This is a genomic window from Variovorax sp. PBS-H4 (assembly GCF_901827205.1).
In the GTDB taxonomy this organism is placed as follows: Bacteria; Pseudomonadota; Gammaproteobacteria; order Burkholderiales; family Burkholderiaceae_C; genus Variovorax.
Window position 1 is genome coordinate 3,878,525 of record NZ_LR594675.1, and the last position, 17,087, is coordinate 3,895,611.

A 17,087-nucleotide genomic window follows, 5' to 3' on the forward strand; every position below is an offset into this window, starting at 1 on the left:
GCGCAGCACGCCCCACCGGCCCGACGTCAAAACCGCCAATCGCCCCCTACCTCCAACCGCCCCACCCCACGCAGCCTACAATCCGCTTTGCTTCGCCAGACCGACTGAAGCAACGCTAGGGGTGCCCACCCGCGATACATCGTGTTGCAGGCAGGCTGAGAGAGTCCCTTTGAACCTGACTGAGGTAATCCTCGCGCAGGGAAGCTGGTCCGGCGGCCCCCGCGTCTTGGTCTTTTCTCGCGCGGAGGTCTTGCCGCCGTGGCCTCGCCCACCTGCCAAACGCTTTGCATTGGAGCAAATGGATGGCAACCGCAAACCAAGACAATGAAGCGCTGACCCCGCTCGCCGCCGGCAGCCGCGTCTTCCGCTGGCACGACCACCTCTCGCTGTGGTTCAGCCTCGGCGTCGGCCTCCTGGTCATGCAGATCGGCGCCTACCTCGTGCCAGCAGTCGGCACGCGCGATGCCGTCATCGCGATCGTTCTTGGCTCGTGCATCGGCGCCGGCTTGCTGGCCTGGACTGCACGTTTGGGCTGTGAAAGCGGCCTGGCCAGCGCCGGGCTCATGCATGCGACCTACGGCAGCGCCTTTGCGCGGTTGCCGGTCGTCCTCAACATCGTGCAGCTGATCGGCTGGACGACCTTCGAACTCGTGATCATGCGCGAGGGCACGCAAGCCATCGGCAAGCAAGCCTTCGGGTGGTCGCTCGAGGGTGGCCTCGGCGGCGTGCTGACCACGCTGCTGTGGGGCGCAGTGCTGCTCGCGCTGCTGGCCGGCTCCATGGTCAAGCTGGTGCGGCGCTTCGTCAGCCGCTTCGGGTTGCCGCTGGTGCTGCTGTCGCTGCTGTGGCTCAGCTGGCAGTTTGCGGCCCAGCTGCAGGCCAAGGGGCTGGAAGCCTTCTGGTCGCGCCCCGGCGACGGCAGCATGGGCCTGTTCAGCGCCCTCGACCTGGTGATCGCGATGCCGGTCTCCTGGCTGCCGTTGGTGGCCGACTATGCGCGTCACGGCAAGCGCAGCACCGGCGGACTCGGCGCCGCCTTCTCGGGCACATGGCTGGGCTACGCGCTCGCGAACATCTGGTGCTATGGCCTGGGCGTGATGGTGGCGAGCGCGGCCGAGCCGGGAAGCAACCTGGTCACCGCCTTGCTGCTGGCACAGGGCGGGCTGGTGGCACTGGGTTTGATCCTGATCGACGAACTCGACAACGCCTATGGCGACGTCTATTCAGGTTCGGTTTCCGCCCACAGCCTGAAGCCGCGCTGGAGCGTGAAGCGATGGGGCCTGGCCCTGGCCGTTCTGTGCATCGGTTTCGCGCTGGTGCTGCCGATGCACACGCTGGAGCCCTTCCTGCTGCTGCTGAGCTCGGTCTTCGTGCCGCTGTACGGCGTGATCCTCGGCAGGCTGGGCATCGGCGAGGCGCCTTCCACCTCGGGCACGCGCCGCGTCGATCTGGGTGCCGCGCTGATCTGGATCGCAGGCATCGCTGTCTACCATGGTTGCGCCAGGTGGGCGCCCCAGCTCGGTTCGGCCTTGCCCACGCTGGCCTTCACCTTCGTGCTGGCCTGGTTCACGCGCCAGGCAGCGGCAGGCGGACCGTCGGCACTGGCGCAAAGCCGTGGTTGAGAGGGCCATGGCCCGCGCCGACCTTCACATCCGCACCGGCGGCCATCGCGGCCACCACGTAGCCGCGCGCGCGCTCGACCGCCTCCGGCAGCGCATAGCCGAGCGCGAGATGCGCGGCGACCGCCGACGACAGGGTGCACCCCGTGCCGTGCAGGTTGCGGCTCGCGATGCGCTCGGATGCAAGGCGAAGCCGCTCGCCGTCGGCCTCCGCCAGCAGGTCCACCACGTCGTTGCCGGGCAGATGGCCGCCCTTGAGCAGCACGGCGCGCGCACCCAGCGCGAGCAGTTCGCCGGCCGCCTCGTCGAGCGCGTCGACACCATCGATGGCATGGCCGATCAGCAGCGCCGCCTCGTCGAGGTTGGGCGTGACCACGGTCGCGCGCGGAAACAGCTCGCGCACCAGCACCTGCACCGCCTCGGCGGCGATCAGCCGGTCGCCGCTGGTGGCGACCATCACCGGGTCGAGCACCACCTTGTCGAGCCTGTAGTGGTCGATGGCCCAGGCCACCACCTCCACCACCTCGGGTGCATGCAGCATGCCGACCTTGACCGCGTCGACGCCGATGTCCTCCACCACCGCCTGGATCTGCGCCTTGAGGAATTCCGGCGGCACGCCATGGATGCCGGAGACGCCCAGCGTGTTCTGCGCCGTGAGCGCGGTGATCGCCGTCATGCCGTAGCAGCCCAGGGCCGAGAAGGTCTTGAGGTCGGCCTGGATGCCGGCCCCGCCGCCGCTGTCGGAACCGGCGATCGACAGCACGCGGGCATAGCGGGAAGTTGCTTGGGTCATGCTGAAAATTATGGTCCACGGCACCGCGTGGCTCGCCGGAGGACGTGTCGATGAGCTCCGCCCCACCTTTCGAAAGGACTCGCACCACGGCCGAAGGCCAAGGCGAAGCTCGCCCGGCGACCGCCCGCAAGCCCCTCCCCTTCGCCTCGGCCGCGATTCTCGGGGCTGGGCTCATGGGCCGTCTGCTGGCGCTGGCCCTGGCGCGCCAGGGCTGCCGTGTCGAGCTCTTCGATGCGGGCGGCCCGCTGGCCGACGGCGCGGCCGCCCGGGTCGCAGCCGCCATGCTCGCGCCGCTGGCCGAATCGGCAGTCGCGCCGCCTTCAGTGGTTCGCATGGGCCACTACGCCCTGGCGCGCTGGCCGGAACTGCTTGCGGACCTGGCACAGCCGGTGTTCTTTCAACGCGAAGGCACCCTGGTCCTCTGGCACCGCCAGGATGCAGCCGAGGCCGCGCGGCTGGCGCGCGTGCTGGCGCGCACCGGCGAGCAGGTGCCCGACTTGCCGCCGATGCGCACCCTGGATGCAGCGGGCATTGCCGCGCTGGAACCTGCGCTGGGCAACCGCTTCGTGCAGGGCCTGCTGCTGCCGGAAGAAGGCCAGCTCGACAATCGCGAGTTGCTCGCCGCCCTGCTCGCCACGCTGGAGGCCCTGCCCAACGTACAGCTGCACTGGCAAGCGCCGCGCAGCCTCGACGATTTCCGCCCCGGCGAAGGCGAACGCGTCATCGACTGCCGCGGACTTGGCGCCCAGCCGCAATGGAGCGCGCTGCGCGGCGTGCGCGGCGAGGTGATCCGCGTGCATGCGCCCGACGTCGCGCTGACGCGGCCCACGCGCCTGGTGCATCCTCGCTACCCGCTCTACATCGCGCCCAAGCCGAACCGCGTGTTCGTGATCGGCGCGACCGAGATCGAATCCGATGACATGTCGCCGGCCAGCGTGCGCTCGACGCTCGAGCTGTTGAGCGCTGCCTATGCGGTGCACAGCGGCTTTGCAGAGGCGCGCATCCTCGAGATCGCGACCCAGTGCCGCCCGACGCTGCCCGACAACCTGCCGGCTTTTCGCCAGCCCCGAGCCCGCGTGATGCAGATCAACGGTCTCTACCGCCACGGATTCATGATCGCGCCGGCCATGCTCGACGTTGCGCTGGAACTGTTGCGCGAAGATGCCTCGCCGCTGGCCGAACGCTTCGCCCTGGCACCCAGGCCGGAGCCCATCGCACCATGATGAACATCCTGATCAACGACAGCCCGAAGACCTTGCCCGACGGCTCCACGCTGGCCGATGCGATTGCCTTGATCGAAGCCAAGCCCCCCTTCGCCGCCGCGGTGAACCGCCAGTTCGTGCCGCGCTCGAACTACGCATCGCATGCCCTGCACCCCGACGACCGCATCGAAGTGATCCGCCCCGTGACGGGCGGCTGAACCGGAGACTCACCCACATGAACACGAACGCTGACGTTCCCCTGGTGCTCTACGGCCAGGCCTTCCAGAGCCGGCTGCTGCTCGGCACCGCGCGCTACCCATCGCCCGATGTTTTGGAGGCCGCGGTACGGCGTGCCCGGCCGGCGATGCTGACCGCCTCGCTGCGCCGCCAGACGGCGACGCCGGGCAACGGCAGCGACGGCAACGGCTTCTGGGAGCTGCTGCGGCAGCTCGACGTGCCGGTGCTGCCCAACACCGCCGGGTGCCACAGTGTGCAAGAGGCCATCGCCACCGCGCAGATGGCGCGCGAGTTGTTCGACACGCCCTGGATCAAGCTCGAGTTGATCGGCGACGACTACACCCTGCAGCCTGACACGCTCAACCTGGTCGACGCCGCCTCGCAACTGGTCCGCGACGGCTTCCATGTGCTGCCCTACTGCACCGAGGACCTCGTACTGTGCCAACGCCTGGTGGACGTCGGCTGCCAGGCCGTGATGCCCTGGGCCGCGCCCATCGGCACGGGCCGCGGCCCCGTCAATCCCTATGCGCTGCAGGTGCTGCGCGAACGGCTCGCGGTCCCCTTGCTGGTCGATGCCGGGCTGGGCCTGCCCTCGCATGCCTGCCAGGTGATGGAATGGGGCTACGACGGCGTGCTGCTCAACACCGCCGTCGCGCTGGCGCAAGACCCGGTCGCCATGGCCGGCGCCTTTGCCGACGCGGTTCAGGCGGGCCGCAGCGCGTACCGGGCGGGCGCCATGGCCGCGCAGGATTCCGCACAGCCGAGCACGCCGGTACTCGGCACGCCCTTCTGGCATCACGCCAACGCCCAATGACTGCGACGAATGCCATGAACGACCCGACGAACCACCGGAACGACCCCGACGGCATCGCCCGCGCCATCGTCGAGGCGCATGCGGCACGCTTCGGCGAAGCTGGGGGTCGCCCGGCCTCCTTCTCTTCCGACGACGCGGTGTACCGCGGCGCCAAGACGGCCTGCGCGGCACTGGGCTTCATCGAGGTCGATGCCGAATGCCTGGCCTGTGCCTGGCAGGCACAGACCCGCCGCACCGGCGCCTTCGATGCGGGCGCCTGGCCCGAGCATCCGGCCGATTTCGGCATGCGGCCCTTTCCGCTGTCGGGCCGCGACGATGCCTTTCCGCCCTGCCCCGAGCGGCTCGGCCTCTACGCCGTGCTGCCCGATGCCGCCTGGGTCGGCCGCATGGCGCGCGCCGGCGTGCCAACCGTGCAGCTGCGCTTCAAGTCCGCCGATGCGGAAGCGGTGAAGCGCGAAGTGCACGCGGCCGTGGACGCGGTGCGCGGCACGGGAGCCCTGCTGTTCATCAACGATCACTGGCAAGACGCCGTCGAGGCCCGGGCCTATGGCCTGCACCTGGGCCAGGAAGACCTGGATGCGCTGGACCCGCAGGAACTGCAGGCGATCCGCGCCTCCGGCATTCGGCTGGGCGTCAGCACCCACGGCTATGCAGAAATGGTGCGCGCCGACGCCGTAAGCCCGAGCTACATCGCCATGGGCGCGGTGTATCCCACGACGCTGAAGCAGATGGCGACCGCGCCCCAGGGCGTTGCACGGCTGGCCGCCTACGCGCGCCTGATGCGCGGCTATCCGCAGGTGGGCATCGGCGGCGTCGATGCCCAGCGACTGTCCGAGGTGCTGGCCACGGGCGTGGGCTCCGTCGCAGTCGTGCGCGCCGTGGTGGCGGAGGCCGACCCCGAGGCTGCAGCGGCACGGCTGATGAAGGCGATGGCCGCCGGCTGAGAATTTTTTCGCGCATCCGTTCGGCCCAAGTCAGGCCGGTAGGGAGGCCCAAAAAACGACGCTATAATTTGAGGCTTGTTCCTCGATAGCTCAGTCGGTAGAGCGCCGGACTGTTAATCCGTAGGTCCCTGGTTCGAGCCCAGGTCGAGGAGCCACTACAAAGCCGCATAGGCATTAGAGGCCCTGCTATCCAACCGGTAGCAGGGCCTTCTTCTTTTGGATGCCATAGTGGACGGTTATTGGACGCGTCCAATATCCAGTGCTCGGGCGGCGCGGCTGAGCGTGCGACCCTCCCTCCATGCGGCCACCTCAAGCAGGTTCGGCAGAAGTACGAGGCAGTGGGAATCGTCTCCCATGCTCACTTGTAATTCACGTAAGCCATGCATTGGTTCGTGTTGTTGTTGTAGGTGACTCGCTCGCTCCCCGATGACATGGAGCAAGCCTGCAAGATGCGAAGCACGCCCCCGTACCCTTCGACATAGACGTGATAGTCATCGCCGGACGCGGGATCCCAACCGGCTACGGCCCGGGTACAACTGTTGCCGTAGCAATAATGGAACCTCAGATCCGTCGCCCGCGCCGGTCCCACCCTCCGCTCCCTGAAGCGGATGAGGTTTTCACCCATTCACCCCACGCTCACGCACCCTCGTGCGCGTTCAAGGCGCGTTCGACGAGTGCACGGAGAATGGCCGGAACGGCAGATCCAGCGCCCCCGCGTACTCCCCCTCGGGCGTCAGCGTCGGGCAGCCGCCCTTGTCTTGCGGGCAGAACGAGGTCTGGTCCGATTTGCGGGGATACACCACGCTGCTGAAGCGGTAGTTCCTGATCGCCTTGCCCGCGTAGTCGGCCACCGTCACCACTCCGCCGGAGGTCGAATACTGGTCGGCCTCGGTGACCATGACCGGGTCGACACGCGAGTCCGCCATGCGGCGTATCACCGATCCGCCGTTCTGGTCGTCGCTGAAGCCCACCCAGCCCCACGCACGATCGCCACGCGCGGTGAAGAGGACGGAATCGTTGACCGAATCGCGCCGGCCGGGAAAGCCCTTGGACTTTGCAAGGGACGTGATGTTGCTGCCCAGCCCCCTCACCGTGCCCACGGGCGCGATGTCGTCCGGCTTCGGCGTGGTCGGCTTCGCTCCGGCGGCGTAGCGACCCAGCGAGTAGATGTGCAGTTCGCCCTCGCGCGTCGCGATCCAGGCTCGCGCGGCGCGCGGCGTCGTCCGCCAGTACGGCGTGCCGGGGACGCGCTCCCGCTCATCCTTGGACCAGTAGCCCAGCGTGGCGGTGGTCTCGACGGCGATCGGCGTGCCCGGCACCGTGACGACCTTCGCCACCACAGGCAGCGCGCCGGGCGTAAGCAGGTAGGGCCACTGGCTGGCCTCCATGCCGAGCTTCTGGGTCTGCGCATTTTTCTCGGGGGTGTCGAGGTACATCGAATTGAAGTAGCGAAACAGCGGACCGAGATCGATGAAGGCCGCCGTCCTTTCCGATTGGGAGGTGACGACGGCCACCCCGCCTTTCGCATAACGCTCGTAGAACTCGCCGCCGGGCAAGAACTTGGAACGGTTGCTGGCCAGCGGCGATCCCAGGGCCCCGATCGAAGAAATCTCCTTGCCCACCGGGTGCACGGTCATGGCGACCGGATCGATTCCGGTGGTGACCTCGATGGCCGTGGGGGCCGTCACGTTGGCAGGCAGGTCGACGTAGCCCACGACCTTCATGAAGCCGATGCCTCCCTGGTTGGGGAAGCCTGGTTTGGAACCATCCATCCAGTCATGCCACCAGTCGTACCAGTCGTCCTTCTTTTGCCAGCTGCGGTTCATCGGCACGCCACCCAAGGCGATCACCGCGACCTGGCCCTTGAGGGCGACGGTGTCCCAGATCGTCGCCATCGCGAATTCGGACATCGGCGTCACGGCGAGGGCCGTGGGCACCTTGCCGACCGGAAGCCGCACGAAGGCGCGCTGCTGTGCGGTGTAGGTGCCGACCGTATAGATGGTGGCGCCTTCGCGCGGGCTGCCTTGCGTGGCGACCAGCGACATGCGGGTGGAGGGTCCGTCGGCGCCGCCCTCCCCGCGGGTTTCCGCGATGGGCAGGCTGGCGGCGCTGTTCGGTGACAGGGCACCCTGCGAAACGTAGTCGCGCAGCGCGGATGGGGACAGCGACCTGTCCTGCCACAGCAGCTGCGGGCGCTGCATCCAGGTCTCGCGGTCCGTGGCCTGCGCCTGGAACCACGCGACAGAGGCAGCGACGGAGTCGGGCCCGTCCGGCGTCCCGACTGCCACCCCGTGCGTGCTGACATAGGGGTTGTCGCCGGTGCTGCTTTCCTTGCCGAGCTGGTAGTGGGTCTTGCAGTCGGCACCGCCGCCGCAGTGCGAAATCGCGCCGATGTCCTCGCGCAGCGGCAGCGTGGGTACGCCAGCCTTGGATGCCGGCGGTCCGAACCGGTAGGCCACGCCGGCGCCCTGACCGAACTTGTACGCGAGGTCGCGATAGGCGCTCGCGATGACCTTGCCCGAAGCGTCCACGATCTCGCCCGCAACCGCAGGCGCCCGCCCGTCGGGCGGCTCCGAGCCGGGCGTTCGGGCGTGGGAAAGCCCGGCGAGCGCAACAGCAAGCGCGGCGGCAAAAAGCTTCATGGATGAGCACCTTAAAAGAAAAGGCCGACCCGCGAGCGTGCCGGACTGGGTAAGCGCGATTCCAGCTCAGGAAAGACGAATGGGCCATGAAGGCCCCGCCGCCGGACAGGAAGCGCGGCCGGCCTGCTTGCGAGGCTTGCGTTTGATCTTCACCCATTCGCTGGTGCGCACCCCCGGCAGATAGATGCTGGAGCGCCGCTTGGCGATGAACGCCTCGGGGCCAGGCAGATCTGCGGGCTGCTTGACCAGGTGCGCCCCGCCCTTGTCGGAGTACCTCACCAGGAGAATGCCCCAGGGAAGCTCCCGGAACAGCCGTCCGAGCGCGGCCTTGCGCAGCATCAGCGGCTGCGTCGTGATGTCCACCTCTTGATCGACAAGAAGATCGAAGACGCAATACACCACCGGTTTCGCGTTCAGGTACCAACAGCGATGCCGGGACCGTTCCTGCAGAGCCTGGAAATCGCTTCGACCCTGGTCGTCCAGCACGCATACCTCGCCATCCGTGATGTAGGGGCCGCCACGCACGGCCGACAGGCTGTCGCCGAGCTCGGGAAACCACTTGGTGGCGTTGGCGCCATTGCGCGTCCGCAATTGGGCGAGGCCATCGCCGAATGCGGCGGTCATCCGCAGGCCGTGGTATTTGTACTCGTAGATCCAGCCGGGCTCGTGCAAGCCCAATGTGCGCTCCGACAGGAGCATCGGCTTGTAATCGTCGAGACGGACCATGGCCATGAGCGCGAACGCCGCCAAAAGGATCAGCGGCGCTCGCTCTTTCCCCGCTCGCCGAGCTTGCCCTCGGCCTGCAGGTCGGCAACGGCCATGGCGAACGCGAGCAGTTCGTCCGAGAGCGGCGCCCCCGGCGCCAGCACGCCCACGCGCTCGGCCAGGGCCTGCAAGACCGCTCTGGGAGACTCGGCCGCGGACGGAACGGGAATGTCGGGGTCTTCGGGCATCGCAACTCCTCTTCAACTACTGGGGAGGCGCAGCGGGCTTCTGCGGCGACTGTTGCGAGCGCTCCTGCATCACCGGCGAACGCTCCCTGGACTCGGAGAGCAGGTAGGTCGCCAGCACAGCCAGCACCACCAGGACCACCACCATGATCGCGCCCCAGCGGAAGACCCGCTTGTCGTCCCGATCATTGCTCTTGGCCTGCGTTTGTCGAATAGCCATGGTCGATTCCTTGCATCCGATGCGCCGACGCTACCCTTGTCCTGCCGCCGCGCCGTCAGACAGGGACCCAGAGCCCTGTACCCAAATGCCAGCGGCGGCCGGTGAGGCCAAGACAGTGCCGGTGCCCTGCGCCATGCCATGCCCCACCTCATCTGCGTACCGGCCCGCGCGCGAGCCCCCTTCCGGCACGGCCTCGCGTCCCCGTCTGTCGCCAGCACTTTTCCTGACCCCGCAGACTCAAAGCATAGAAAAGGAGACGAAACATGTCAGACGACTTGAGCAACCGCGGCCCGCAGGATCGGTCGCGCATCGACGTCAGCGAGACGCACGAGCTTCGCTACTGGACGAAGGAGCTGGGCGTCAGCGAGGCGCAGTTGAGGGCCGCGGTTGCCGCCGCAGGCACTTCGGCCGAGGCAGTCCGCCAATACCTCGGGAAGTAGCAGCAAGCTTGGCGGACATGGAGGCGCCCATGTCCAGAAACGTGGTGTTCGTGTATCGGGGCTATCACTTCATCTGCAGTGCCGAGAAGGAGCGACCGGGGCAGTTCCGCCCCGTCGTCATCCGCCAGCTCGGATGGCCGAGCGAAAAGCTCGTGCCACTCGTCAACGATGCCGATCTTTGCCGCACCGAGGCAGAGGCCGTGCGGCATGCCGAGCAGCAGGCCATCCAGTGGGCAGACAGCCGGGTCGAAGTGCACGAGTCCTGAAGCAAGCAAGCCCCGTGAGGGCTTTCCCGCTGCATTGCAGCACGCGCAGGCGGGGCGCAACGGGCGTCCGAAGCTTGCACCGAAGGCGATTTCACAGAAGATCGCCGCCGCAAGAAAGGAGACGCTCATGCCGATGGAACTGCTCCGGCACATCGCGCAGCAACCACTGCCCTACACCGTCTACGCACCCGCCGAACTCGACAAGCTGCGCGTGCTTCGCGCGGCCGAACTCGTCTCGGCCTTCATCCCGCCAGCCGAGTCGCTGCCCAGCGGATCCGAGAGCCACAGGCCGGCCCAGGTGCTGGCCATCACCTCAAAAGGACACAAGGCCCTCGAAGGCGAGCTGGAGGACGCCACCGATCTCTAAGGGCGGCAGGCGACGGCCCAATCCGTTGTTGCCGGAATTAGGGAAGTCACTGAGCAATCAGTGCATTCAAGTATAGAAATCGAAATATCGAGTACCGGTCTTGCAAGCCAAGGTCTCCAGAATCCGTTGAAGCGACTGCCTCGTCGCCAACCACAAGGAGACATCGAGATGAAGCGTTTTCTGAAGGCGGGATGGGTACTCGCGCTCGCCGGCGCAGGCGTGGCCGCCCAGGCCGCGACCGAACTGGTCATTGCCACGGTCAACAACGGGCACATGATCGAGATGCAGAAGCTCACGCCGATGTTCGAGAAGGCCTACCCGGACATCAAGCTCAAGTGGGTCACCCTCGAGGAAGGCACGCTGCGCCAGCGCGTCACCACCGACATCGCGACCAAGGGCGGGCAGTTCGACGTGATGACGATCGGCATGTACGAAACGCCGATCTGGGCCAAGAAGGGGTGGCTCAATCCCATCGCCACCGATGCCGCCTACGACGTCGACGACCTCCTGCCAGCCATGCGCAGCGGGCTGTCGGCCGACGGCAAGCTCTACGCCGCGCCTTTCTACGGCGAAAGCTCGATGCTGATGTATCGCAAGGACCTGGCGGACAAGGTCGGCTTCAGCATGCCCGAGCAGCCCACCTGGGCGCAGGTGAAGGAACTTGCGGGCAAGGTCCACGACCCGAAGGGTGGCGTCTACGGCATGTGCCTGCGCGGCAAGCCCGGCTGGGGCGACAACATGGCCCTGATCACGACGATGGTCAACACCAACGGCGGCCAGTGGTTCGACATGAGCTGGAAACCGCAGATCGAGACCAAGCCGTGGAAGGATGCGATTACCTTCTACGTCGACCTCATGAAGGCCTACGGCCCGCCCGGCGCATCGGCCAACAGCTTCAACGAAAACCTGGCGCTCTTCAACGAAGGCAAGTGCGCCATGTGGGTGGACGCGACCATCGCGGCATCTTTCGTGAGCGATCCCAAGCAATCGAAGGTTGCCGACAAAGTGGCCTTCGCGCAGGCGCCGACGGCCGTGACGCCCAAGGGCGCCAACTGGCTGTGGGCCTGGGCGCTGGCGGTCCCCGCCGGCTCGCAGAAGGTGGACGCGGCGCAGACCTTCATCAAGTGGGCGACCTCCAAGGACTACATCAAGCTGGTGGCCAAGGAACAGGGCTGGAGCGCGGTGCCGACCGGCACCCGCAAGTCGACCTACGCCACGCCCGAGTTCATCAAGGCGGCGCGCTTCGCCGAGGCCGAGAAAAAGGCCATCGACACCGCCAACCCGAACGACAGCACCCTGCCCAAGTCGCCCTATGTCGGCGTGCAGTACGCCGCCATCCCCGAATTCCAGGCCATCGGCGTTGCGGTGGGCCAGCAGATGAGTGCGGCGCTCTCGGGCAAGACCACGGTCGACCAGGCACTCAAGGTCTCGCAGACGGCCGCCGAGCGCGAGATGAAGAAAGCCGGGTACTACAAGTGAGCACCCTGAGCCCCTCCCCCCTCGGGGAGGGCCGGGCCACCGGCGTGGAACGCACGGACGGCGTTCCACCCCTGCCCGGCTTCTCCCAACAGAGCGGGAAGAAGAAGAAGAAGAAAAATCAAAAGACCGATGCGGCCCAGCGCCTCCTGCCACGCCTGCTCATGGCGCCGGCCGTGCTCACGCTCTTCCTCTGGATGATCGTGCCGCTGGCAATGACGATCTACTTTTCGTTCGTCAACTACAACCTGATGCAGCCCGGCGACCATCCCTTCGCCCGGCTTGAGAACTTCGAGTACTTCATCACCGACCCGGACTTCTGGCCGGCGGTGGGAAACACCCTCCTCCTGATCGGCAGCGTGATCGGGTCGACGGTGGTGCTCGGCGTGCTGCTGGCGCTGCTGGTCAACGAGCCCTTCCCGGGCCGCGGCATCGTGCGCGTGCTGCTGATCTCGCCCTTCTTCGTCATGCCCACGGTCAATGCGCTGCTGTGGAAGCACATGATGATGAACCCGATCTACGGGGTGCTTGCCGATCTCTGGCGCTTCTTCGGCGCCGAACCGGTGGACTGGCTGACCGACGTGCCGCTGCTCTCCGTGATCATCATGGTGGCGTGGCAGTGGCTGCCCTTCGCCTGCCTGATCTTCATCACCTCGCTGCAGTCGCTCGACCGCGAGCAGATGGAAGCCGCCCGCATGGACGGCGCGAGCGCGGTGCAGCGCTTCGGCTACCTCACGATCCCGCACCTCGCCAGGCCGATGGCGGTGGTGATCATGATCGAGATGATCTTCCTGCTGTCGGTGTTTGCCGAGATCGCGGTCACGACCAACGGCGGGCCGGGCAACGAGAGCACCAACCTCACCTACATGATCTTCAAGCAGTCGCTGATGAACTTCGACGTCGGCGTGGCGTCGGCCGGCGCGCTGTTCGCGGTGGTCCTGGCCAACATCGTGGCGGCCTTCCTGATCCGCATCATCGGCAAGAGCCTGGACTGAAGGAGCAGCGCCATGCAAACCGACAGCGTTCTCCCCCTCGTGCTGCGCACCGCCGGTGCCTGGGCCGTATCCCTGCTGCTCTTCTTTCCGCTGGGCTGGCTGGTACTGACCTCCTTCAAGACCGAGCTGCAGGCCATCCACGTGCCGCCGCTCTTCGTGTTCGAGCCCACGCTGGACAACTTTGCCGAAGTGCAGCGCCGCAGCGACTACCTGCTGTTCGCGAAGAATTCACTGATCACCAGCATCGGCTCGACCCTCCTCGGACTGTTGATCGCTGCGCCGGCAGCCTATTCGTTCGCCTTCTTCCGCACCCGGCGCACGCGCGACATCCTGATGTGGATGCTTTCCACCAAGATGATGCCGGCCGTCGGCGCGCTGGTGCCGATCTACGTGATCGCGCAGACCGCGGGCCTGCTCGACTCGCGCACCGCGCTGACCATCGTCTTCACGCTGTCGAACCTGCCGATCATGGTGTGGATGCTCTACACCGCCTTCAAGGACATTCCGCCGGAGATCCTGGAAGCCGCGCGCATGGACGGCGCCAACCTGTGGACGGAGTTCCGCAACGTCGTGATGCCGCTGTCGGTGGGCGGGCTCGCTTCCACCGGCCTGCTGTGCCTGGTGCTGAGCTGGAACGAGGCCTTCTGGGCGCTCAATCTCAGCTCGGCCAAGGCCGGCACGCTGGCGGTACTGATCGCCTCCTATTCCAGCCCCGAAGGCCTGTTCTGGGCCAAGCTCTCGGCCGCCTCGCTGCTGGCCATCGCGCCCATCGTGGTGTTCGGCTGGTTCAGCCAGAAGCAGCTGGTGCAGGGCCTCACCTTCGGCGCCGTCAAGTAAAGGAGTTCCTCATGGCCTACCTGCAACTCGACAACATCAAGAAGAGCTTCGGCGACACCCACGTCATCAAGGGCGTGGACCTGCAGATCGACAAGGGCGAGTTCATCGTCTTCGTCGGCCCTTCGGGCTGCGGCAAGTCGACGCTGCTGCGCCTCATCGCCGGCCTCGAGCCGATCAGCAGCGGCACCCTGTCGCTCGACGGCCGGGACATCACGCACACGCCTTCGGGCAAGCGCGACCTGGCGATGGTGTTCCAGAGCTACGCGCTCTACCCGCACATGAGCGTGTACGACAACATGTCCTTCGCCCTGAAGCTGGCGAAGGTGTCGAAGGACGTGATCAAGACCAAGGTCGACCACGCCGCCAAGACCCTCAACCTCACTCAGTACCTGCACCGCACCCCGAAGGAGCTCTCGGGCGGGCAGCGGCAGCGCGTGGCCATCGGCCGCGCCATCGTGCGGGCGCCCAAGGTCTTCCTGTTCGACGAGCCGCTGTCCAACCTGGACGCGGCGCTGCGCGGGAACACCCGCGTCGAGATCAGCAAGCTGCACCGCGCGCTCGGCGCCACCAGCATCTACGTGACGCACGACCAGGTGGAGGCCATGACGCTGGCCGACCGCGTGGTGGTGCTGCGCGACGGCATGATCGAGCAGGTCGGCACGCCGATGGAGCTGTATGACCGGCCTGCGAACCAGTTCGTCGCGCAGTTCATCGGCATGCCCTCGATGAACATGGTGCAGGCGCGCGCGATCCCGAGCTTCGCCGCGCAGGTCAACGGCCGCCTGCCGGCCGATGGCTTTCTCGGCGTTCGCCCGGAAGGCTTGCGCGTGCACCCGGACCCGCAGCATGGCGCGGCGGCGCGGGTCGAGCTGGTCGAGGCGCTCGGCGCCGACACGCTGATCCACGTCGACGTCGGCGGCGTGCCGCTGGTGGCGCGGCAGAACGAGCGCACGCCGCTGCATCCGGGCGACGCCGTGAGCGTCGAGCTCGACCCGTCGGTGCTGCATTTCTTCAACCGCGAAGGCCGCACCGTCGCTGCTTGAGCCTGCTCCTCGCGCCCCATGTCTGTTCGCCCCCTCTCGGAGTTCGTGATCCTCCATCTCGGACTCGGCTCCTTCCATCGTGCCCACCAGGCGTTCTACCTGCAGCAGCTGATCGAGGCCGGCGACGCCCGCTGGTCGCTCTCGGGCGCCAACCTGCGACCCGACATGGCCGAGCTCCTGTCGGCCCTGCGGGCGCAGGACGGCTGCTACACGCTCGAGACCGTCTCGCCGGCCGGCGACTACCGCTACCAGCGCATCGGCGCCATTCGCGAGGTCCTGGCCTGGGAGCCGTCGCTGGCGCAGGTGGTCGCACGCGGGGCCGATCCGCGCACGCGCATCGTGTCCTTCACCGTCACCGAGGCGGGCTACTACCTCGGCCCGCAGGACCGGCTCGACGCCGACGACGCCGAGCTGGCCGACGACCTCGCGCGCGCCCGGCGCGGGGAAGCCGGCCAGACCATCTATGGCGCGGTCTGCGCGATCCTGCGCGCGCGCAGCGCCAACGCCGATGCGGGCCCGGTGACGCTGCTCAACTGCGACAACCTGCGCCACAACGGCGAGCGCTTTCGCCGGGGCCTGCTGGAATTCATCGAGCAGGCGGGCTTGCCGGGGCTCGCAGCCTGGGTGCGCGAGAACACCACCTGCCCCAATGCAATGGTCGACCGCATCACGCCGCGCCCGCCGCCGGAGCTGCGCCAGCGGGTGCGCGAGGCGACCGGCCGGGAAGATGCCGCACCGGTGACGGCCGAGCGCTTCACGCAGTGGGTGATCGAGGACGACTTCATCCACGGCCGGCCGGACTGGGCACGCGTCGGCGTGGAACTGGCCGATTCGGTGCAGCCCTACGAGGAAGCGAAGATCCGCATCCTCAATGCCAGCCACAGTTGCATCGCCTGGGCCGGCACGCTGGTCGGGCTGCAGTACATCCACGAGGGCACGCACACGCCGGAGATCCGGCAGATGGCCTTCGACTACGTGACGGACGATGTGATTCCCTGCCTGAACCGCGGCGGCCGCCCGAGCCCGGTCGACCTGCCTGCGTACCGTGATGTCGTGCTCGAGCGCTTCGGCAATCCTGCCATCCGCGACACCAACCAGCGCGTGGCCATGGACGGCTTCTCGAAGATCCCGGGCTTCATCGCGCCGACCGTGCGCGAGCGCCTGGCGCACGGCGAGAGCATCGCCGGTGTCGCGATGCTGCCCGCGCTCTTCCTCGCCTTCCTGCGGCGCTGGCATCAAGGCACCCTCCCCTATGCCTACCAGGACCAGGGCATGGACGAAGCCACCGCACACGCCATCTGCGACGCGGCCGATCCGGTCGCGGCCCTCTGTGCCGACGCCGGCCTCTGGGGCGACGCCGCGGGCGACGCGCGCCTCGAGCAAGCGGTGCGCGAAGCCGGTGCCCGCGTGCGAACCCTCATCGGAGGAAAAAGGGCATGACCGGGCGCCTCGGACAACGCCACGTGCTGGTGACCGGTGCAGGCGGCGGCATCGGGCTCGCGATCGCCCATGCCTGCCTTGCCGAAGGCGCGCGATGCACGCTGGTCGACCGTGCGCCCGCACCTTCCGAAGCCGTGGAAAGCCTGCAGCGCAGCCACACGCAGCGCGCAACCTACCTGCAGGCCGATGTCGCCGACATCTCGTCGCTCGCCCCCCTGCTCACTGCGGCGCAGGTGGCCCACGGACCGGTGCACACGCTGGTCAACAACGCCGCCGTGTTCGACATGGCGCCGCTGCTGGCGAGTGACGAAGCCTCCTTCGACCGACTGTTCGCGGTCAACGTGAAGGGCATGTTCTTCGTGATGCAGCGCGTGCTTCAGCACATGGTGGAGGCCGGCACACCCGGCGCCTCGGTCATCAACATGGCCTCGCAGGCCGGCCGCCGCGGAGAAGCGCTGGTGTCGCATTACTGCGCGACCAAGGCCGCCGTCATCAGCTACACGCAGAGCGCGGCGCTGGCGATGGCACCGCATGGCATTCGCGTGAATGCCATTGCGCCGGGCGTGGTCGACACGCCGATGTGGAGCCATGTGGACGCGCTGTTCGCCAGGTACGAAGGGCGCGCGCCGGGCGAGAAGAAGCGCCAGGTCGGCCTGGAGGTTCCGCTCGGCCGCATGGGAACGCCGGGCGACATCGCGGGCGCCGCCGTGTTCCTGGCCAGCGACGAGGCACGCTACATCACGGCCCAGACGCTCAACGTCGACGGTGGTAACGTCATGAGCTGACGGCGTGAACCTTTTGC

19 protein-coding genes and 1 tRNA gene are annotated in these 17,087 nt (G+C 67.4%); 15 read left to right on the forward strand and 5 right to left on the reverse strand.

The genetic code is table 11. The features are described 5' to 3' along the window. Positions 1-302 precede the first annotated feature (302 nt). Entirely contained in the window at positions 303-1,622 is a 1,320-nt protein-coding gene (locus E5CHR_RS18360; protein WP_162581168.1) for a purine-cytosine permease family protein, read from the forward strand. Here the strand turns inward: E5CHR_RS18360 and thiD are convergent. Further along, positions 1,567-2,412, reverse strand: a complete 846-nt coding sequence (gene thiD / locus E5CHR_RS18365) for a bifunctional hydroxymethylpyrimidine kinase/phosphomethylpyrimidine kinase (protein ID WP_162581169.1) — start codon at positions 2,410-2,412, stop codon at positions 1,567-1,569. The genes E5CHR_RS18360 and thiD overlap by 56 nt on opposite strands. A 50-nt stretch (positions 2,413-2,462) precedes the next feature. Here thiD and E5CHR_RS18370 point away from each other — a divergent pair, with 50 nt between their 5' ends. From E5CHR_RS18370 to E5CHR_RS18390, 5 genes are all read left to right on the forward strand, one after another. Next, positions 2,463-3,635, forward strand: a complete 1,173-nt coding sequence (locus E5CHR_RS18370; protein ID WP_162581170.1) for an FAD-dependent oxidoreductase — start codon at positions 2,463-2,465, stop codon at positions 3,633-3,635. After that, positions 3,635-3,832: a sulfur carrier protein ThiS gene (gene thiS / locus E5CHR_RS18375; protein WP_162583785.1), complete on the forward strand. Its 198-nt coding sequence runs from the start codon at positions 3,635-3,637 to the stop codon at positions 3,830-3,832. Before E5CHR_RS18370 ends, thiS begins: the two co-directional genes overlap by 1 nt. Before the next feature lie 17 nt (positions 3,833-3,849). Continuing rightward, positions 3,850-4,665: a thiazole synthase gene (locus E5CHR_RS18380; RefSeq protein ID WP_162581171.1), complete on the forward strand. Its 816-nt coding sequence runs from the start codon at positions 3,850-3,852 to the stop codon at positions 4,663-4,665. A 14-nt stretch (positions 4,666-4,679) separates the two neighbouring features. After that, positions 4,680-5,609, forward strand: a complete 930-nt coding sequence (locus E5CHR_RS18385; RefSeq protein WP_162581172.1) for a thiamine phosphate synthase — start codon at positions 4,680-4,682, stop codon at positions 5,607-5,609. Positions 5,610-5,688: 79 nt separating this feature from the next. Next, positions 5,689-5,764: transfer RNA gene (locus tag E5CHR_RS18390), tRNA-Asn, on the forward strand. Between the two features lie 501 nt (positions 5,765-6,265). Here the strand turns inward: E5CHR_RS18390 and E5CHR_RS18395 are convergent. From E5CHR_RS18395 to E5CHR_RS18410, 4 genes are all read right to left on the reverse strand, one after another. Continuing rightward, positions 6,266-8,251, reverse strand: a complete 1,986-nt coding sequence (locus E5CHR_RS18395) for a hypothetical protein (protein ID WP_162581173.1) — start codon at positions 8,249-8,251, stop codon at positions 6,266-6,268. A gap of 66 nt (positions 8,252-8,317) precedes the next feature. Beyond that, positions 8,318-9,001 carry an ATP-dependent DNA ligase gene (locus E5CHR_RS18400; protein WP_162581174.1) on the reverse strand — a complete coding sequence of 228 codons (684 nt, stop codon included), beginning with the start codon at positions 8,999-9,001 and terminating at the stop codon, positions 8,318-8,320. 5 nt (positions 9,002-9,006) lie between these two features. After that, positions 9,007-9,204, reverse strand: a complete 198-nt coding sequence (locus E5CHR_RS18405) for an aminoglycoside phosphotransferase (RefSeq protein ID WP_162581175.1) — start codon at positions 9,202-9,204, stop codon at positions 9,007-9,009. A 16-nt stretch (positions 9,205-9,220) separates the two neighbouring features. After that, a complete protein-coding gene (locus E5CHR_RS18410; RefSeq protein ID WP_162581176.1) occupies positions 9,221-9,421 on the reverse strand; it encodes a hypothetical protein in 201 nt (66 codons plus the stop codon). Positions 9,422-9,684: 263 nt separating this feature from the next. Here E5CHR_RS18410 and E5CHR_RS18415 point away from each other — a divergent pair, with 263 nt between their 5' ends. From E5CHR_RS18415 to E5CHR_RS18455, 9 genes are all read left to right on the forward strand, one after another. Then, entirely contained in the window at positions 9,685-9,861 is a 177-nt protein-coding gene (locus tag E5CHR_RS18415) for a DUF3606 domain-containing protein (protein WP_162581177.1), read from the forward strand. 29 nt (positions 9,862-9,890) lie between these two features. Beyond that, a complete protein-coding gene (locus tag E5CHR_RS18420; RefSeq protein ID WP_232062112.1) occupies positions 9,891-10,127 on the forward strand; it encodes a hypothetical protein in 237 nt (78 codons plus the stop codon). A 127-nt stretch (positions 10,128-10,254) separates the two neighbouring features. Next, positions 10,255-10,494: a hypothetical protein gene (locus tag E5CHR_RS18425; protein WP_162581179.1), complete on the forward strand. Its 240-nt coding sequence runs from the start codon at positions 10,255-10,257 to the stop codon at positions 10,492-10,494. A gap of 168 nt (positions 10,495-10,662) precedes the next feature. Next, complete coding sequence (locus E5CHR_RS18430; protein ID WP_162581180.1) at positions 10,663-11,973, forward strand: ABC transporter substrate-binding protein; 1,311 nt, start codon at positions 10,663-10,665, stop codon at positions 11,971-11,973. Between the two features lie 161 nt (positions 11,974-12,134). After that, positions 12,135-12,965, forward strand: a complete 831-nt coding sequence (locus E5CHR_RS18435) for a carbohydrate ABC transporter permease (protein ID WP_162583786.1) — start codon at positions 12,135-12,137, stop codon at positions 12,963-12,965. A 12-nt stretch (positions 12,966-12,977) separates the two neighbouring features. Next, positions 12,978-13,802, forward strand: a complete 825-nt coding sequence (locus E5CHR_RS18440; protein ID WP_162581181.1) for a carbohydrate ABC transporter permease — start codon at positions 12,978-12,980, stop codon at positions 13,800-13,802. An 11-nt stretch (positions 13,803-13,813) separates the two neighbouring features. Further along, a complete protein-coding gene (locus tag E5CHR_RS18445) occupies positions 13,814-14,845 on the forward strand; it encodes an ABC transporter ATP-binding protein (protein WP_162581182.1) in 1,032 nt (343 codons plus the stop codon). An 18-nt stretch (positions 14,846-14,863) separates the two neighbouring features. Further along, positions 14,864-16,285 (forward strand): D-arabinitol 4-dehydrogenase, encoded by a 1,422-nt coding sequence (gene dalD, locus E5CHR_RS18450; protein ID WP_174255730.1) that lies wholly within the window; start codon positions 14,864-14,866, stop codon positions 16,283-16,285. Next, complete coding sequence (locus E5CHR_RS18455) at positions 16,282-17,070, forward strand: L-iditol 2-dehydrogenase (protein WP_162581183.1); 789 nt, start codon at positions 16,282-16,284, stop codon at positions 17,068-17,070. Before dalD ends, E5CHR_RS18455 begins: the two co-directional genes overlap by 4 nt. The last annotated feature ends 17 nt before the right edge of the window (positions 17,071-17,087 follow it).

Coding starts and splice junctions, on each gene's coding strand:
- E5CHR_RS18360 (WP_162581168.1), top strand. CDS start 303: ATGGCAACCGCAAACCAAGACAATGAAGCGCTGACCCCGCTCGCCGCC.
- thiD (WP_162581169.1), bottom strand. CDS start 2,412: ATGACCCAAGCAACTTCCCGCTATGCCCGCGTGCTGTCGATCGCCGGT.
- E5CHR_RS18370 (WP_162581170.1), top strand. CDS start 2,463: ATGAGCTCCGCCCCACCTTTCGAAAGGACTCGCACCACGGCCGAAGGC.
- thiS (WP_162583785.1), top strand. CDS start 3,635: ATGAACATCCTGATCAACGACAGCCCGAAGACCTTGCCCGACGGCTCC.
- E5CHR_RS18380 (WP_162581171.1), top strand. CDS start 3,850: ATGAACACGAACGCTGACGTTCCCCTGGTGCTCTACGGCCAGGCCTTC.
- E5CHR_RS18385 (WP_162581172.1), top strand. CDS start 4,680: ATGAACGACCCGACGAACCACCGGAACGACCCCGACGGCATCGCCCGC.
- E5CHR_RS18395 (WP_162581173.1), bottom strand. CDS start 8,251: ATGAAGCTTTTTGCCGCCGCGCTTGCTGTTGCGCTCGCCGGGCTTTCC.
- E5CHR_RS18405 (WP_162581175.1), bottom strand. CDS start 9,204: ATGCCCGAAGACCCCGACATTCCCGTTCCGTCCGCGGCCGAGTCTCCC.
- E5CHR_RS18410 (WP_162581176.1), bottom strand. CDS start 9,421: ATGGCTATTCGACAAACGCAGGCCAAGAGCAATGATCGGGACGACAAG.
- E5CHR_RS18415 (WP_162581177.1), top strand. CDS start 9,685: ATGTCAGACGACTTGAGCAACCGCGGCCCGCAGGATCGGTCGCGCATC.
- E5CHR_RS18420 (WP_232062112.1), top strand. CDS start 9,891: ATGTCCAGAAACGTGGTGTTCGTGTATCGGGGCTATCACTTCATCTGC.
- E5CHR_RS18425 (WP_162581179.1), top strand. CDS start 10,255: ATGCCGATGGAACTGCTCCGGCACATCGCGCAGCAACCACTGCCCTAC.
- E5CHR_RS18430 (WP_162581180.1), top strand. CDS start 10,663: ATGAAGCGTTTTCTGAAGGCGGGATGGGTACTCGCGCTCGCCGGCGCA.
- E5CHR_RS18435 (WP_162583786.1), top strand. CDS start 12,135: ATGGCGCCGGCCGTGCTCACGCTCTTCCTCTGGATGATCGTGCCGCTG.
- E5CHR_RS18440 (WP_162581181.1), top strand. CDS start 12,978: ATGCAAACCGACAGCGTTCTCCCCCTCGTGCTGCGCACCGCCGGTGCC.
- E5CHR_RS18445 (WP_162581182.1), top strand. CDS start 13,814: ATGGCCTACCTGCAACTCGACAACATCAAGAAGAGCTTCGGCGACACC.
- dalD (WP_174255730.1), top strand. CDS start 14,864: ATGTCTGTTCGCCCCCTCTCGGAGTTCGTGATCCTCCATCTCGGACTC.
- E5CHR_RS18455 (WP_162581183.1), top strand. CDS start 16,282: ATGACCGGGCGCCTCGGACAACGCCACGTGCTGGTGACCGGTGCAGGC.